12 protein-coding genes are annotated in these 12,921 nt (G+C 74.0%); 4 read left to right on the top strand and 8 right to left on the bottom strand.

The genetic code is table 11. The features are described from left to right. Positions 1-52 precede the first annotated feature (52 nt). Together ACH4XV_RS15700 and ACH4XV_RS15695 are read right to left on the bottom strand one after the other, a co-directional pair. Positions 53-706 carry a hypothetical protein gene (locus tag ACH4XV_RS15700; RefSeq protein ID WP_395790036.1) on the bottom strand — a complete coding sequence of 218 codons (654 nt, stop codon included), beginning with the start codon at positions 704-706 and terminating at the stop codon, positions 53-55. A gap of 12 nt (positions 707-718) precedes the next feature. Further along, on the bottom strand, positions 719-1,315 hold the full coding sequence (locus ACH4XV_RS15695; RefSeq protein WP_395790034.1) for a hypothetical protein: 597 nt from the start codon (positions 1,313-1,315) through the stop codon (positions 719-721). Positions 1,316-1,570: 255 nt separating this feature from the next. On the opposite strand from ACH4XV_RS15695, the gene ACH4XV_RS15690 reads away from it, so the two are divergent. Continuing rightward, positions 1,571-4,264, top strand: coding sequence for an AAA family ATPase (locus tag ACH4XV_RS15690; RefSeq protein WP_395790032.1), 2,694 nt, complete (start codon positions 1,571-1,573; stop codon positions 4,262-4,264). A gap of 26 nt (positions 4,265-4,290) precedes the next feature. Here ACH4XV_RS15690 and ACH4XV_RS15685 read toward each other — a convergent pair whose 3' ends face one another. Then, positions 4,291-5,355 carry an ATP-dependent DNA ligase gene (locus ACH4XV_RS15685; protein WP_395790030.1) on the bottom strand — a complete coding sequence of 355 codons (1,065 nt, stop codon included), beginning with the start codon at positions 5,353-5,355 and terminating at the stop codon, positions 4,291-4,293. Between the two features lie 122 nt (positions 5,356-5,477). Here ACH4XV_RS15685 and ligD point away from each other — a divergent pair, with 122 nt between their 5' ends. After that, positions 5,478-6,485 carry a non-homologous end-joining DNA ligase gene (gene ligD, locus ACH4XV_RS15680; RefSeq protein WP_395790028.1) on the top strand — a complete coding sequence of 336 codons (1,008 nt, stop codon included), beginning with the start codon at positions 5,478-5,480 and terminating at the stop codon, positions 6,483-6,485. Positions 6,486-6,578: 93 nt separating this feature from the next. Next, positions 6,579-7,160: a DoxX family protein gene (locus ACH4XV_RS15675; RefSeq protein WP_395790026.1), complete on the top strand. Its 582-nt coding sequence runs from the start codon at positions 6,579-6,581 to the stop codon at positions 7,158-7,160. Between the two features lie 4 nt (positions 7,161-7,164). On the opposite strand, the gene ACH4XV_RS15670 is transcribed toward ACH4XV_RS15675, so the two are convergent. The 3 genes from ACH4XV_RS15670 to ACH4XV_RS15660 all read right to left on the bottom strand — a co-directional run bounded on the left by ACH4XV_RS15670 (position 7,165) and on the right by ACH4XV_RS15660 (position 9,779). Then, positions 7,165-8,208: a PHP domain-containing protein gene (locus ACH4XV_RS15670; protein ID WP_395790024.1), complete on the bottom strand. Its 1,044-nt coding sequence runs from the start codon at positions 8,206-8,208 to the stop codon at positions 7,165-7,167. Between the two features lie 60 nt (positions 8,209-8,268). After that, positions 8,269-8,457, bottom strand: a complete 189-nt coding sequence (locus tag ACH4XV_RS15665) for a DUF1059 domain-containing protein (protein WP_380001792.1) — start codon at positions 8,455-8,457, stop codon at positions 8,269-8,271. An 80-nt stretch (positions 8,458-8,537) separates the two neighbouring features. Next, positions 8,538-9,779 carry an MFS transporter gene (locus ACH4XV_RS15660; RefSeq protein ID WP_395790022.1) on the bottom strand — a complete coding sequence of 414 codons (1,242 nt, stop codon included), beginning with the start codon at positions 9,777-9,779 and terminating at the stop codon, positions 8,538-8,540. A gap of 92 nt (positions 9,780-9,871) precedes the next feature. On the opposite strand from ACH4XV_RS15660, the gene ACH4XV_RS15655 reads away from it, so the two are divergent. Then, a complete protein-coding gene (locus ACH4XV_RS15655) occupies positions 9,872-10,483 on the top strand; it encodes a TetR/AcrR family transcriptional regulator (protein WP_395790020.1) in 612 nt (203 codons plus the stop codon). Positions 10,484-10,516: 33 nt separating this feature from the next. Here the strand turns inward: ACH4XV_RS15655 and ACH4XV_RS15650 are convergent, their stop codons facing one another. Continuing rightward, entirely contained in the window at positions 10,517-11,368 is an 852-nt protein-coding gene (locus ACH4XV_RS15650; protein WP_395790018.1) for a CAP domain-containing protein, read from the bottom strand. 123 nt (positions 11,369-11,491) lie between these two features. Further along, positions 11,492-12,775 carry a CAP domain-containing protein gene (locus tag ACH4XV_RS15645; protein WP_395790016.1) on the bottom strand — a complete coding sequence of 428 codons (1,284 nt, stop codon included), beginning with the start codon at positions 12,773-12,775 and terminating at the stop codon, positions 11,492-11,494. Positions 12,776-12,921 lie beyond the last annotated feature (146 nt).

Genomic DNA, 12,921 nt, shown 5'->3' with positions numbered 1-12,921 from the left:
CGGCTTCCCGCGCGCGAGCGCGGGAAGCCGTCGGCGTGCCGGGACCGGTCGGTCAGACGTTGTGGATCCGGAAGCGGGAGATCGTGTAGTCGGTGGGGTCGCTCGTGTCGTGCACCCAGGCGAGCGAGACCCGGAACGTGTCGTCGACCTGGCCGAAGTTGAATACCAGGTGGCCCTGTTCGTTGCCGTTGAGCGCCGAGACGTCCAACCCCGTGGTGGCTCCCGGCGCCACGGTGCTCTCCGTGATGGTCGCCTTGCCGTCGAGGTCGTTGCTGTGCGTGGTGGTGCCCTCGTACAACAACTGCTCGCCGCGATAGTCCAGGGTGCCGTCCGCGTTCGGCCGGACCGCGATCCTGGTCTCCAGCCGAACCTCGCCCCCGCAGAAGCTGTCCCGCCGACTCGTGGTCCACTGCCCGACGGGAGCCTGGAGGTCGTACCAAAAGTAGTCGCCGCCGCTGCCCTCGCAGCGGGTGTAGCTGTTGCCCCCCTCGTGGTCGTACAGGTTCAGCCAGCCCTCCAGGGCGACGTGTCGGTAGACCACCGGAGTGGTCGGGCCGCCGCCCGTGCCGCCGCCACCGCCGCCCGGCTCACAGTCCTCGCACCGCTGCGCCGACGCGGAGCCGACGGTGAGTGCGCCGAGGACCAGCGTGGTGCTCGCGGCGAGTGTCGCCGCCCTGCGCGTCCGGCGCCACAGTGTGTTTCGCATGTGTTCGACCCCCTATGCGTTGGTGAAGGTGACGGAGGAGCTGCCGTAGTCGCTCGCCCCCGCCTCGTCGCTGAGTACCGAGACCCGCGTGGCGGCCGAAGCGCCCGCGGCGAGGGTCGGCACGATCGCGCTGCCCTCGCCATCGAGATCCCGGGTCTGGTAGTCCGTCCCCTCGAACAACTTGACCCGCAGCACGGCCTGCATCGTGCCGTCGGTCGCCGGGAAGACGTCCATGTAGGTCTCCACCCGCACCTCGCCGCCGCAGAAGCTGTCCCGCCGGCTCACCGTCCACTGCCCGATCGGGGCGGCCAGTTCGTAGGTGAAGGCGTCGGAGCAGAACTTGTCGTCGTTGAACATGCCCTCGGCGTCCTTCATCGCGACGGAGCCGGTCAGCTTGACGTGCCGCGTGGGTACGTTCGGGCCGGTGCCGCCTCCGGTACCTCCGCCGCCGGTGCCACCGCCGGTGCCGCCCCCACCACCGCCACCGCCCGGCTCGCAGTCCTGGCAACGCTCCGCCGACGCCGTGCCCACCGTGACCGTGCCGGCCGCGAGCACCGTGATCAGTGCCAGCGGCGCCAGTCGACGGCGCAACCGCCTCGTGTTCCTCATCGTGTCCCCCCTCCGAGGGCGGACCGTCCCCTCGGCCCGCCCGTTGCGCGGCCCACTCTTCCCCGGTCCGGCGGGGCGGCACAGAGTGGCCCACTACTCCATTCCGCGGCCACGGTTACTCCATCGGGCCACGGGTGCGTGGGCCTTTGCATCGGACCCGGCCCCGGCGAACCCGCGTGGCAGCGGCGCGGGACTGGCATGCTGCCGGGAACGTCGCAGGGGGGCACGATGGGGAACGCACCGGGGATCGCGAGGGTGCACGCACGTCCGCCGTTCGTGGGTCGGGACGCGGAACTGGTCGAACTCGACCGGGCGCTACGCGCGTCGACCTGTGTCGGCGTCGTGGTCACCGGCGCGGGCGGGATCGGCAGGAGTCGGCTCGTGGAGGAATTCCTGGCCGGCCTGACCGGGGAGGGGGCGCCCGGTGGGTCCGCGAGAGCGGCCCGCGCCGACCGGGCCCGACACGTCGTACGGGTGCGGGCCACGCGTGCGTCGACCTCCGTGGCCCTGTCGGCGCTGACCCCGCTGCTGCCCGGCGGGGCCCGCCCGGAGACGCCCGGTGCGTTCTTCGCGCTGGTACGCGAGCACCTGGCCGCACGCCGGGCGGTCGGCGAACGCCGCACCGTGGTCGCCGTGGACGACGTGCACCTGCTGGACGCGACCTCCTCGGCCCTGCTCGCGCTGCTGCTGGCCGAGGAGGTGGCCTTCGTGCTCGCCACGCTGCCCGACGGCGTGGACTGGCCCGACCCGCTGCGCGCGTGGTGGCGGCGCGGCGCGGTGCGCCACCTGCCGCTCCTCGCGCTGGACCCGGAGCGGGCCCGGGCCCTGCTCGCCGCCGCGCTGGACGCCCCGATCGCGAGCCTGGCCGCCCGGGCCCTGTGGACCGCGGGCCACGGCAACCCGCTGCACATGCGCGAGGCATTGCGCGCCGCGATCGCCGACGACCGCATCGGCCCGGCGCACGGGGTCTGGTGTCTGAAGCGGTCCTTGGCCGACACTCTCGACGGAGTCTCCTTCGACGCGCGCATCGACCGGCTGCCGCCCGATCGGCGCGCCCTGCTCGAACTGCTCGCGCTGTGCGGCCCGATCGGGCTGCGCGACGTGCCGGCGGAGACGACGCCGGAGGTTTTGGCCGACCTGGAGGAGCGGCGACTGCTCGATCTGCGCCGGCACGACCGCCGCGAGCGCCTGGCCCTCGCGCAGCCCGCCCACGGACCCGTGCTGCGTGCCGGGGTGGGCCGACTGCGAGCCCGCGCACTGCTGTTGGGCCAGGTTGCGCGGGTCCGCGCGCACGGGGCCCATCGGGTCGGCGACCATCTCGACCTGGCCCGGTGGGAGTTGGCCGCCACCGGCACCGCCGACCCCGAACTCCTGCTGCGCGGCGCCGAGGAGGCGCTGGGCAGGGGCGACGTGGACACCATGTGCCGGCTGGCCCGCGCCGCCCTGCGACACGGGCCGAACGCGCGGGCCGGGGTGCTCCTCGGCGAAGCGCTCGGGCAGCGGGGCGCGTTCGCCGAGGGCATCACCGTCCTGGAGGAGGCGTTCGCCGCGGCCGGGCGGGCCGAGGTGCACTCGGTCGCGCTGACCCTCGCCGTCCAGCACTTCTACGGCCCGGGCGACCTGCCCCGGGCGTTGGCCGTGCTGCGCGAGGCCGAGCGCCTAGCCGGCCCCTCGCCCGTGGTGTCCGCGTGGACCTCGATCATCCTGGGCGCCACCGGCCGGGTCGAGCAGGCGCGCGCCGCGCTCGCCGCGGTCGCTCTCGCCGAGGACCGGGCGACGCCGGAACTCGTGCTGTACCTCCAGGCCCGGCTGCGCGTCGAACTCGCGAGCTCACGGCCCCTGGACGCGATCCGCACGGCCCGCACCGCACACGCCGCGCACCGCGAACTGACCGACCGCACCGAGGTGTTCTATCCGGCCCGCAGCGCCTACCTGCTCGCCTGGGCACTGCTCGAAGCGGGCCCGCTCGACGACGCCGAGCGGGTGCTCGCGGAGAACCTGGACGAACTGCTGCGTGCACCGGTCCCGGCGCTGGTCGTCTGGTTCGGATGGGTCCACGGCCGGATCGCGCTGGAACGCGGCCGGGTACGGCAGGCCGCCTCGCTGTTCGCCGAGGCCCGGGCCCAGGCCCATGTACAGGGCCACGGCTTCGCCGAACACCGCGCCCTCGCGGGCCTGGTGCTGGCCCACGCGTACGCCGGCCACGTCGGGCCCGAGGCGGCGCGGCTCGCGGACACCGTCGCCGCCGCCGACCCCGCGCTGTGCGGATGGGACACGCTGCGTGCGCACGCCTGGGTACTGCGCTGCCGGGGGCACGCCGACGAGGCCCATGCGCTCCTGCGCGACGCCGCCGGGACCGCCCGCCTTCGCGGTGATTCAACCGGCGCCCGCGTGCTCGAACACGACCTGGTCCGCTGGGGCGACCGCGCCGCCGCACGCCGCCTGGCCGCGCTGACCGACGAGGCCCAGGGCACCCACGCGGCCGCCCGCACCGCGCACGCCCGCGCGGTCGCCGACGCCGACCCCGTCGCGCTGGACGCCGCCTCCGACGCGTGGGCCGCGCTCGGCGCGACACTGCTCGCCGCCGAATGCCTGGCCGAGGCCGCCCGACTGCGCCGCGCCGCGCACGGGCCGAACCGGGAGGCGGCGGCGCGGCGCGCCCATGCGCGAGCCCTGCTCCTGACGACCCGGTGCGAGGGTGCCGCGACGCCGGGCCTGGTGTCCCTGTCCGCCGCCGGAGCGCTCAGCGCGCGGGAACACCAGATCGCGCTGATGGCCGCCGACGGGTATACCAGCCGGGAGATCGCCGGGCACTGCGGTCTGTCGATCCGCACCGTCGACAACACGCTGGGCCGGGCCTACCGCAAGACAGGCGTCCGGGACCGCCACGGCCTGCGCTCGATCCTGGCGACCACGACGGAGGCACCCGACGAACGGGCCGCAGGGTAGGCCGCTTCGGGATCCGGACGCGTGCGCTATCGGGCACCGAGCACGTCGGCCAGGTCGTAGCGGGTCGGCTCGGCGAGTTGTTCGTAGGTGCATTCGGCCGGGTCCTTGTCGGTACGCCACCGGCGAAAACGGGTGGTGTGCCGGAAGCGGTCGCCCTGGACGTGGTCGTAGGCCACCTCGCAGACCAACTCCGGCCGTAGCGGTACCCAGTCCGAGAGCCGGCCGCCCGACCAGCGGGTGATCGCGCCCGGCAGCCGGTCGCTCTCGTGCGCCTCGGCCTCGGCCCAGTGCGCCCACGGGTGCCCGGTCGGTTCGGTCATCCGGTACGGCGCCAACTCCTCGACCAGCTCGGCCCGTCGGGCCGCGGTGAACGCCGCGCTCACCCCCACGTGCTGGAGCCGACCCCGGTCGTCGTACAGCCCGAGCAGCAGCGAGCCGACCACCGGCCCCGACTTGTGCTCGCGGTATCCGGCCACCACGCAGTCCGCCGTGCGCTCGTGCTTGACCTTGACCATCGCCCGCTCGTCGGGCAGGTACGGACCGGCCGGGTCCTTGGCCACGATCCCGTCCAGGCCGGCGCCCTCGAAGCGGTCGAACCAGTCCTGCGCCACGGCCGCGTCGGTGGTGGCCGGCGCGACGTGGATCGGCGGCACCGCGTCGGCCAGCGCCGCCTCCAACGCGGCCCGCCGTTCGGTCAGCGGGCGGGCCAGATACGACTCGTCGCCCAGTGCCAGCAGGTCGAACGCCACGAAGGAGGCCGGCGTGGTCTCGGCCAGATGCCGAACGCGCGAGGATGCCGGGTGAATCCGGTCCTGGAGCCGATCGAAGTCGAGCCGCCCGTCCAGCGCGATGACCAGCTCCCCGTCCAGTACGCAGCGCGGCGGGAGCAGCCGCAGCGCCGCCTCGACCACGTCGGGGAAGTAACGATCCAGCGGCTTGGTGTTGCGGCTGCCGATCAGCACCTCGTCGCCGTCCCGGAAGACGATCGCCCGGAACCCGTCCCATTTGGCCTCGTAGTGCAGGCCGGGGGGAATCCGCGCGGCGGCCTTGGCGAGCATCGGCTTGACCGGGGGCATCACGGGAAGGCGCATGCGGCCCAGTGTGCGCGGGGCCCGGAGCGGTCGCCTCCGCAGCGGCCGTGCGGAGACAAAACATGGCTGAACAGGGCAGTGTCAAATAGGACTAAATTGGACGAATCCGCCTACCCTGAGGCATGAGCGAGGCCGAGGAATTCGAGATCGACGGCAGATCCGTCCGGGTGAGCAGCGTCGACAAGGTCTACTACCCCGAGCGCGGGTTCACCAAGGGAGACCTGGTCCGCTACGTGATCGCGGTCGGTGACGGCATGCTCCGGGGCCTGCGCGACCGGCCCACCACGTTGCAACGCTTCGTGCACGGCCTCACCGGCGAGTCGTTCTTCCAGAAGCGGGTGCCCAAGAACCTGCCGGAATGGATCCCCACCGCCCGGATCACCTTTCCCAGCGGCCGCTTCGCCGACGAGATGGCCCCGGACACCGTGGCCGCCCTGGTCTGGGCGGCCAACCTCGGCACCCTGACCTTCCACCCCTGGCCGGTCCGCCGCACCGACACCGAACACCCCGACGAACTGCGCATCGACCTGGACCCGCAACCCGGCACCGACTTCGCCGACGCGATCCACGCCGCACACGCGATGCGCGAGGTGCTGGACGAGTACGGACTCACCGCGTGGCCGAAGACCTCCGGCGGTCGCGGTCTGCACCTGTACGTGCCGATCCGCCCCGACTGGGAGTTCACCGAGGTACGGCGCGCGGTGATCGCACTGGCCCGCGAGCTGGAGGCGCGGATGCCCGATCGGGTGACCACCGCCTGGTGGAAGGAGGAGCGCGGCGAGCGCATCTTCGTCGACTACAACCAGATGGCCCGCGACCGCACCATCGCCGCCGCCTACTCGCCCCGGCCCACCGTCCGCGCGACCGTCTCCGCGCCGCTGACCTGGGACGAGGTGGACGACGCGCACCCCGACGACTTCGACCTGGGCAGCATGCCGGCGCGCTACGCCCGCCTCGGCGACGTGCACGCCGACATGGCGGAGCACGCCTTCGACCTGCGCCCGGCCCTCGAGTTGGCCGACCGCCAGGCCCGGGACCACGGCGTCGGCGACCTGCCGTATCCGCCGGACCACCCCAAGATGCCGGGCGAGCCGCCCCGGGTGCAGCCCAGCCGGGCCCGCGGACACTGACGCCGCCCGTCCCCCCGACGGCGCAGCACCGCAGGCGGGGGTGTCGGCGGCGAGTCGACACTGAGGGGACCCACCCCCAGGAAGGTCCCTCCCATGTTGCTGTCGCTCCCCATCCGGCTGGTGAGGCATACCCGGTTGTCGGTTCGCAAGGACGTAGGTCTGCTGGCGCTGCGCCTCGGCACCGGCGGCGTCCTGTTCGCGCACGGCGCGCAGAAGTTGTTCGGCTGGTTCGGCGGTCACGGGCTGAGCGGCACCGGCTCCGCGATGGAAGGCATGGGCTTTCGCCCGGGTCGGCAGAGCGCGCTGGCGGCCGGGCTGGGCGAGGCCGGCGGCGGTGTACTGCTCGCACTCGGCCTGGCCACCCCGGCGGCAGGCGCGGCGGCGGCCGGCGCGATGGCCGGCGCGGTCTCGGTGCACGCGCCCGCCGGGTTCTTCGCCCAGTCGGGCGGCTTCGAGTATCCGGCCTTCCTGGGCTTCGTCGCGGCCGGGATCGGGCTCGCCGGGCCCGGGCGGTTCTCGATCGACCACGCGACCTGCCACGTGCTGGACCGGCCGTGGGTGGTGGGCCTCGCGTTCACCGGCAGCGCCGCGGCGGCGGCCTCGGTGATCGGGCGGCGCCAGGCGGTCTCGCGGGAGCGGGGCGACGCGGATTCGGGCTCCGACGCGGGGGAGTAGCGGGTCAGTCCCCAGCCGGGCGCGTCCAGGCAAGCAGTCGGTCCACCGGCCATGTGGTGATCACCCGTTCCGCCGGTACCTCGCACTCCTCGGCCCGGGCGCAGCCGTGCGCCTGCCAGTCGAGTTGGCCGGGGGCGTGTGCGTCGGTGTCGATCGAGAAGTACACGCCCGCGGCCAGTGCGCGCCGGATCAGCCGGGTCGGGGGGTCCCGGCGTTCGGGGCGGCAGTTGATCTCCACTGCGGTGTCCGACTCGGCGCAGGCCGCGAACACCGCCTCGGCGTCGAAGGTGGACTCCGGGCGGCCCTTGCCCTGGATGAGCCGGCCCGTACAGTGCCCGAGCACGTTCACCCGGGGGTTGCGGACGGCGGTCAGCAGGCGGTGGGTCATCGCGGGGGCGTCCATGCGCAGTTTGGAGTGCACCGAGGCGACGACCACGTCGAGGCGGGCCAGGAGTTCGGGCTCCTGGTCCAGCGAACCGTCGTCGAGGATGTCGCACTCGATGCCGGTGAGCAGGCGGAACGGGGCCAGTTCGGCGGCGAGTTCGGCGACCACGTCGAGCTGGGCGCGCAGCCGGTCGGCGGTCAGCCCTCGGGCCACGGTCAGCCGGGGGGAGTGGTCGGTGAGCACGGTCCACTCATGGCCCAGGTCTCGGGCGGCACTGGCCATCACGTCGATCGGGCTGCCGCCGTCGGACCAGTCCGAGTGCATGTGACAGTCGCCGCGCTGGGCGGCGAGCAGCGCGGCGCCGGCGGTGGGCAGCGGCGACGGGCGAGCCTCCAGCTCGGCGAGATAGCCCGGGACCAGGCCGGCCTGCGCCTGCTCGATCACATCCGCCGTCTTGGGGCCGATGCCCTTCAGCTCGCCCAGCGTGTGCCTGGCGACCCGAGTGCGCAGCTCCGCCGGATCGAGTCCGGCGATCACGGCGGACGCGGTGCGGAACGCCTTGACCCGGTACGTGGGCGCCTGGTCGCGTTCGAGCAGGAAGGCGATGCGGTCCAGCGCGGTCACGGGGTCCGGCGCGGACGGAGCGGTCTCGTGTGGGGGCATGCGTGGACTGTGGCCGCGCGGCGCGGCGGTAAACCGGCGGAATGCCTTTCCGGCGTACGGTCAGCGGCCGGGTTCCTCGTCCTTGAGGGACTTGCGGATTTCTTCGCGGAGTTCGGGGTTGTCGGTGTGGCCGTGCACCGTCTGGGCGTGCTGGGCGGCGGCCACGACGACCTCGTCCTCGGTGCCGGCGATGGTGAGGCTGCAATTCGTTTCGCTGGGGAAGTCCCGGCAGTCGACGACCTTGCGCATGATGTCCTCCAGGACGGCTCGTCCCCGAGTTTGCGAGGGCCATGGCCCCGGGCACGACGGCGCGAGGCCATGGTCCAATTTTAGGACGTTTTGTCGGCTTTTCGGGTCATGATCGCGCCAAGTGCGGAGGCCAGGGCGATCACGATCACGGTGCTCGCGTAGATGTCGGCGGTGCGGCTCAGGCCGATCGGGGACACCGCCATGCCGGCGGCCACGGCGGGGAGGCTGAAGGCCAGGTAGTTGACCGTGTACACAGTGGCGAACAACTCGGCCCGGCGGCTCGGTTCGGCCATCGTGGCGAGGATGCCGAACGCGCCGAGGAAGGCGCTGCCGAAGCCGATGCCCGCGATCACGGTGCCGACGAAGAACAGCGGGACCGAGCCGGCGTGCAGGGCGGTCAGGGTGACTCCGAGGCCGAGCGCCAGGGTCAGCGAGCCGCCCGCCATCAGGACGGGCGACCTGCGACCGCCGAGCACGATCGAGGCGGTCGCGGTCGCGATCATCAGGGCGAAGACGACGAGACCGCCGATCAGGTGGCTGCGCACGCCGAGGATGCCGGCCGCCAGCGACGGGCCGAGCGACAGGTACAGGCCGGCGACGGCCCAGGTGGCGACCAGGGTCGGGACGACGGCCAGGAATCGGCCCCGGGTGCCGGACGGGACGCCGACCCGGGGGCGCAGCGAGGCGAGCGCGCCGGGGTGCGGCCGGGCGGTCTCCGGCATCACCGCGACGGCGGCGATGCCGATCAGGAACAGCACGCCGAGGATGACGAAGACCAGCGCGCGGGGCGCGGGGGCGTACTCCACCAGCAGGCCCGAGCCGAGGGCGCCGGCACCGAGTCCGATGCCGGGGCCCGCGCTGTTGACCAGGGTGGCCAGGCTCGGGCGGCGGCCGGACTGGAGGTCCATCACGCCGGCGCTGATCGCGCCGGTGGCCGCGCCGGTGGCGAGACCCTGCACCGCGCGGGCGGCGAGCAGCCACGGGACTGCGTCGGCGACCACGAACAGCGCCATCGCGACGGCCTCGGCGGCGAGCGCGGCGATCAGCACCGGGCGGCGGCCGACGTGGTCGGACAGTGCCCCGACCACCATCAGCGCGATCAGCAGCGCCAGTGCGTAGAGCGCGAAGATCACGGTCAGGGTGGTCGCGGAGAAGTGCCATCGGGACTGGTAGACGACGTAGAGCGGGGACGGGGCCGCCGCCGCGCACATGAAGGCGAACAGGATTCCGGCGAGCGTCCAGAACGCGGCGCGGCGGGATATTCGCCCGGATGTCGGAGCGGTCTGCGGGTGCGACCGGGTCGCGGGTGCGGCGGTTGTCACGAGTGTCCCCTAAAGCAAAAGACTTGGCTTTAGGGTGAGACTAAGCGCAGAGATAGCCCTATAGCAAAGTTCTTTGCATTAAGATGACCCGCATGAACGCAGCCCCGGACCGGGTACCCGGTCCCAGCCGACCGGGCGGTCGCAGCGCCCGGGTGCAGGCCGCGGTGCATCGGGCGGCCACCGAACTGGTCTGCGAACTCGGCGCCGATCGGGTGACCATGCCCGCCGTCGCGGCTCGGGCGGGGGTCAACCCGACCACCGTGTACCGGCGTTGGGGCACGGTGGCCGGGCTGTTGGCGGATGTGGCGCTGGTCCGGCACGACACCGACCGGCCGCCCGAGCCCACCGGCGCGCTGGACGAGGATCTGGCCGGCTACGCGGCGTGGGCGCTGGTCGACTTCTCCCGGCCGGGCGGCATCGCGTTCTTCCGGGCCGAGGTGGCGCCGGACCCCGACGACCGGCGGGCCGGGCTGGCGAGGTGCCTGGACCGGTGCGCCGTGCGGATCGACGCACTGCTCGCGAAGGCGGCCGAGCGGGGCCGGGTGGTCCCCACTCGGCAGCAGGTCATCGATCGCATCATCGCCCCGCTGTACTTCCGGGTGGTCTTCTCGATCCCGGACACGGACGAGGCGTATGCGCGGGCGTTGGCGGCCGACCTTCTCGACCACCCGGACTTCCGGCCGGGGGGCGCCGCGGCGGGGTGAGACGGGGCGGTCGTGCCTCGGCGGGTCGGGGGCTCAGCCGTTGGCGAACTCGTGTACGCCCCACCAACCGCTCTCGTCGTGGAAGATGCCGATGCCCGCCTCCGTGTGGGAGGGGTCGGTCTGGTTGCGGTAGTGGCCGGGGCTGTGCCGCCACATGTCCTGGAACTTCTCGGCGGCCTGGCGGGCGGTCATGGCCGGGTCGCCCCACATCACGATGTTCTCGGCCACGCCGGTACGCCGGCCGGTGACCAGCGCGTCGGCCTCGCGGCCGGAGTGGGCGAAGCCGTTGCGGCGCATGTGCTCGGCCCAGGTGCGGGCGAAGGCGCTCAGGTCGGCGCTCGCGCGCAGCGGCGGCAGGCCGACCTTCGCCCGTTCGGCGTTGAGCAGTTCCAGCGACATGGCCTCGGCGTCGGTGATCGACTGCGAGGGCGGGCGGTTGCCGCGCACGGTGGGGTTGGCTCCAGGCGGGCCGTCGGCGGCGGACGCGGTGGTGGGGCGAGTGCCGGCTCCGGTTCCGGACTTGGCGTCGGTGCCGGGGCGGCTCGTGATGGTGGACGGGGCGGGCTTGCGGGACGACGGGGCGGTGCTGCCCGGGTTGTTGCCGCCGGAGGGGGTCGGGTCGCCGGTCGAGGGCGGGGTCGTTGCGGAGGGCGTCGCCGATGCGGTGGGGTCGGTGGCCGGGACGGCGGCGCTCGGGGCGGTCGATCGGCTTGCGCCGTCGTGGTGTTCGGTGGATCCGCAGCCGGCCGCGACGAGCGCGGCCAGGGCGGCGGCCACGGCCGTGGTGACGGCTCGGCGGTGGCGGTGCGCTGGGCGCTTGCGGTGCGCGGAGGGCTTCGGGTGCATGGGGTGCATGGGGTGCTGCGAGTGCTTGGGGTGCTGCACGCTGGGTGGCTCCTCGGAGGCTACGGCTCGTCGACCGGCCGGAACGCCGGTGACGCCTGGGAGAGCCGGGGCGGGCGCGGAGATAACGGAAATCGGCGCGGGATTTTCCCGGCCGGTCGGCGATCAGGCCGGTGCCGCGAAGAGTTGTGTCCAGAAGGTGGTGCCGCCGGGGCCGACCGTGACGCCGACGCCGAGGTCGGTGAAGCCGCAGTCGAGGATGTTCGCCCGATGCACCGGGCTGCCCAGCCACTCGTCGACGACGTGTGCGGCGTCGGGTCGGCCGCGATTCAGGTTCTCGCCCCACAGTCGCCACCGGTATCCGGCGGCGGTGATCCGGGTGTCGGCGCGTACTCCGTCGGGGTTGACGTGGTCGTAGAAGCGTCGGGCCGCCATGTCGTCGGAGTGTTTGCGGGCGGCGGTACGGAGGCGGTCGTCGACGCGCACCGGGGCGCAACCGTGCTCGGCGCGCGCGGCGTTCACCAGGTCGACCACGGCGCGTTCGAGCCGGGCGCGGGTGTCGACGGGGGCGGTCGAGCGGGTCGTGGGCGGCGGGGTGGTGGCGGCGGACGGCTCGGTGCTCGGCGACGGCGACGGGGGCGGGGTCGTGGCCGGCAGCGGTGAGGGCGGCGTCGCGGCGACCGGTGTCGGGCCGGCCGCGCTTCGGGCCGGTGTGTCGTGGTGGGGCCGGTCGAGGAGGACGACGGCGGTCAGTACGACGAGGACGAGCGCGACGGCGGCGATCGTGGCGGTATGCCGGAGCCGACGAGCCGGCCGAAGGTCGGCGTGGGCGGGCGGCCCACCACCGGGCCCGGCGCCGGCACTCGAAGCGCCGGCGGAGCCGAGGGCGCCGCCCGGGTCCGTGACACCGCCCGGGTCCGTCGGCCCGGCCGGGTTCCCGGCGCCGCCCGCGCCCGCAGCATCCGCCGAGCCGGAAGCACTGCCCGAGCCCGCCGCGCCGCCGGAGCCCGTAGCGCCTGCCGAGCCGGAGGCGCCGCTCGAGCCGGTAGCACTGCCCGAGCCCGCCGCGCCGCCCGAAGCCGAGGTGCCCGCCGAGCCGTAAGCGGCGCCCGAGCCCGCCGCGCCGCCCGAAGCCGCAGCCCCCGCCGTGCTCGTCGCGCCCGCCGGGCCCATTGCCGCGGCCCCCGCCCCCGCCCCTGTGGCCAGGTGCCACAGCGTTACCGTCGGCGGCAGCAGGGCCAGGCCCGCGAGTAGGGCCTCGGCCGGGGCCAGGTCTCGGCCGTGGTCGCCGCAGACTCGGCACGTGCGGGCGTGGCGGGTGACGCGCTTGCGCCACAGGGGGGTCGGGCTTCCGTTCCAGTCGGCGAGGAGCGCGGACAGCTCCGTGCAGCGCGGTGTGGCGGCCAGTGCGCGGACCACCACCCGGGCCGCCTCCAGCTGCTCCTTCATCCGCTGTACCCGGACCGCCGCGTGCGTGGCGGGCAGGTCCAGGGCGGCGGCTAGGTCGCGTATCGGGTTGTGATCAATCTGTGGGATTCGTCGTCAAGGCGGTCCTGGTCTGGTAGATCGTCTTGGTGTGACGCGAGAGCAACTGA

Origin of the sequence: Embleya sp. NPDC020630 (assembly GCF_044334985.1) — a bacterium.
GTDB lineage: Bacteria > Actinomycetota > Actinomycetes > Streptomycetales > Streptomycetaceae > Embleya.
Note: the sequence above shows the minus strand (reverse complement) of the source record. Positions and strands in the feature narration are given on the sequence as shown.

What these genes read in the sequence shown, in the direction of transcription:
- ACH4XV_RS15665 (WP_380001792.1), bottom strand. Translation starts at nt 8,457, where the DNA reads ATGCGCAAGGTCGTCGACTGCCGGGACTTCCCCAGCGAAACGAATTGC.
- ACH4XV_RS15695 (WP_395790034.1), bottom strand. Translation starts at nt 1,315, where the DNA reads ATGAGGAACACGAGGCGGTTGCGCCGTCGACTGGCGCCGCTGGCACTG.
- ACH4XV_RS15675 (WP_395790026.1), top strand. Translation starts at nt 6,579, where the DNA reads ATGTTGCTGTCGCTCCCCATCCGGCTGGTGAGGCATACCCGGTTGTCG.
- ACH4XV_RS15685 (WP_395790030.1), bottom strand. Translation starts at nt 5,355, where the DNA reads ATGCGCCTTCCCGTGATGCCCCCGGTCAAGCCGATGCTCGCCAAGGCC.
- ACH4XV_RS15700 (WP_395790036.1), bottom strand. Translation starts at nt 706, where the DNA reads ATGCGAAACACACTGTGGCGCCGGACGCGCAGGGCGGCGACACTCGCC.
- ACH4XV_RS15645 (WP_395790016.1), bottom strand. Translation starts at nt 12,775, where the DNA reads ATGAAGGAGCAGCTGGAGGCGGCCCGGGTGGTGGTCCGCGCACTGGCC.
- ACH4XV_RS15670 (WP_395790024.1), bottom strand. Translation starts at nt 8,208, where the DNA reads ATGCCCCCACACGAGACCGCTCCGTCCGCGCCGGACCCCGTGACCGCG.
- ligD (WP_395790028.1), top strand. Translation starts at nt 5,478, where the DNA reads ATGAGCGAGGCCGAGGAATTCGAGATCGACGGCAGATCCGTCCGGGTG.
- ACH4XV_RS15655 (WP_395790020.1), top strand. Translation starts at nt 9,872, where the DNA reads ATGAACGCAGCCCCGGACCGGGTACCCGGTCCCAGCCGACCGGGCGGT.